The organism is Nguyenibacter vanlangensis, assembly GCF_013376155.1.
In the GTDB taxonomy this organism is placed as follows: domain Bacteria; phylum Pseudomonadota; class Alphaproteobacteria; order Acetobacterales; family Acetobacteraceae; genus Gluconacetobacter; species Gluconacetobacter vanlangensis.
Map to the genome: position 1 here is coordinate 1 of NZ_JABXXP010001186.1, position 604 is coordinate 604.

Here is a 604-nt window from a genome sequence, read left to right on the forward strand (position 1 = left end):
ACCACGGCGCAGGCCAGGGCGCGTTCGACGCCGGCGCGTTCCATCTGGCTCCATAGCCCCTCGGTCGAGGCGACGGGCGGCGGGAACTGGCCTGGCATGCCGCGGCGCAGGGCCACGAATTGCTGTTGGTGCGAGGTGAAGAGCATGCGGGCCGCGTCGTCGCTGTCGGCGGCGATCACGTTCAGCCCCAGCATGACGTAGGGCTGCGCCAGCCGGGGCGAGGGGGTGAAGAGCTGGCGGTAGAGGGTGACGGCCTGTTCCATCTGGTCGGGCGCGAAATGCGACGCGAAGGCGAAGGGCAGGCCGAGATGGGCCGCAAGCTGGGCCGAGAACAGGGAGGAGCCCAGGAGCCAGACCGGGATGTCCAGCCCGGCGCCGGGGACCGCCCGTACGCGCTGGCCGGGGACGGGTTCGTCAAAATAATGCAGCAATTCGACGACGTCCTGCGGGAAGCGGTCGGCGCTGGCCGGGTCGCGCCGCAGCGCACGCATGGTTTCCTGGTCCGAGCCGGGGGCGCGGCCCAGCCCCAGGTCGATCCGGCCGGGAAAGAGGCTTTCCAGCGTGCCGAACTGTTCGGCCACGGTCAGCGGCGCGTGGTTGGGCA

1 protein-coding gene is annotated in these 604 nt (G+C 71.0%); it reads right to left on the reverse strand.

Going from position 1 to position 604, the window contains the following annotated elements:
* Positions 1-604: MsnO8 family LLM class oxidoreductase (locus HUK84_RS22020; RefSeq protein WP_176642021.1), on the reverse strand; the 604-nt coding region annotated here is incomplete at both ends.